Source organism: Kocuria sp. KH4 (assembly GCF_053711175.1).
Genome location: NZ_JBSJYX010000050.1, coordinates 1 through 1732, shown reverse-complemented (window position 1 = coordinate 1732; position 1732 = coordinate 1). Strand labels below are relative to the sequence as shown.

General features: G+C 64.3%; 1 protein-coding gene and 1 pseudogene. Both read left to right on the top strand.

Features of this window, described 5'->3' with window-relative positions; all coding sequences use genetic code 11:
* The first annotated feature begins 64 nt into the window (after nucleotides 1-64).
* Nucleotides 65-903 (top strand): annotated as a pseudogene (locus tag ACWCOM_RS18435) (IS5 family transposase).
* 211 nt (nucleotides 904-1114) lie between these two features.
* Entirely contained in the window at nucleotides 1115-1573 is a 459-nt protein-coding gene (locus tag ACWCOM_RS18430) for a hypothetical protein (protein ID WP_454550192.1), read from the top strand.
* Nucleotides 1574-1732: the final 159 nt, after the last annotated feature.

Below are 1732 nucleotides of genomic sequence, written 5' to 3'. Positions count from 1 at the left end.
AGACCTGGTCTCATAACCCGGTCGGTCGTTGCTCGGAGCCCTCGACGTCATTGACTGTGGCGTGATGACGACGAGAACGCAGTCGTGGAAGGTCGATGACCGGCTGTGGGAACTGATCGCTCCGTTGATCCCGGCTCCTCCACCGGCTCGGGGGCCGGGCGGACGGCCACGGATCAACGACCGGGCTGCCTTGGAGGGAATCCTGTTCGTCCTGCACACCGGGTGCCGGTGGCGGGATCTTCCGCTGGCTCTTGGGTGCGGATCCGGGCACACCGCCTGGCGAAGATTGCGGTACTGGCAGGAGGCCGGCGTGTGGCAGAGGCTGCATGTGGCCGTGCTGGAGCAACTTGCGGAGCAGCAGATCCTGGACTGGTCCCGTGCCAGCATTGATGCCGTGTCGGTGCGGGCGAAAAGGGGGGCGAGCTCACCGGCCCAAATCCCACAGACCGCGGCAAATCGGGGACGAAGTATCACCTGCTGACTGACGCTCGAGGCTTGCCGTTGCACGTGCTGGCATCGGGGGCGAACACCCATGACAGCCGGTTGTTTGAGCCCCTGCTAGAAACCAATCCCGGCGTGCGCTCCGGCCCCGGGCATCCGGGTAGACCACGCCGTAAGCCTGACAAACTCCACGCCGACAAGGGCTATGACTACCCCCGATGCCGCCGCTACCTGCACCGGCGCGGCATCAAGGTCCGCATTGCCCGCCGTGGAATCGACAGCAAGAGCCATCTGGGTCGGCATCGCTGGGTGGTGGAACGCACGATTTCCTGGGTACTGCGCTTCAAACGCCTCGGGATCCGATACGACCGCACCGCGGTGACCATGGACGCCCTCCTGCTCCTCGCCTGCGCACTCATCAACATGCGCAGGCTCGTGCCTCCCGAAGCGGAGCGGCAGTGACAGCGGACGATCGCCGGGGCGGGAGTGGGCAACGGCCCGCCTCCGCGACAGGACGGACGGTCACTGATGCAAATGTGTGGCTATTGACCCAGACCTCCGTCTGGTAGTCATACAAATGAGGCCTCCTGTCGGCGGCAGCTGCGCATGGCACTGACGTAGCGATTGACCCCTCGCCCCGGTTCCTCCATCGATCAGCATCTTGGAAGGCAGCATGGACCAGTCTCAGACCTCATTCTCACGGTTTCGCTGGTCAGCGCTGCTGTGGTTCTTGCCTGCAGCGTTGGTTCTGCTGCTCGTGGGCATCTGGGTCGAGACGCAGTGGTGGGTGGTGGCGGTGTGGGTGGCCATCCCGGTGCTCTTCGGCGTGATCATCGGCGTGTTCGGCGGCCGACGGACTGCGATGGCTGACGGGACGTATGGGATCACTTCCCAGGGGGCCCGCAGCGAGGGCCGCCTGAGTGTTGAGGCGCCCGTGGAGCAGGTCATGGCTGCCGTACGTCGGGCCGGTGAAGGGCTGCCGCGGTTCACCCTGGTGGAAGTCTCCGACACCGGGGCCCAATTGACGGCGTCGATGAACATGAAGACGTGGGGGGGGAACGCATCACACTACGATTCCACCCTGCCGATTGGGGAGGAACTGAGATCGAGGCGCTGTGCGAGCCCCGCCTAAGCACCACGATGGTCGACTACGGGCAAGGGGCCAAAGACCTGCGGGCACTGCTGGGAGCAATCGATCATCAGATCACCGGCGCCAACCAGGTGCAGTAGGTCGGCATCTACAAGCAATCCAACTTGCAAATCCGGTCTACAGAGTTATGAGACCAGGTCT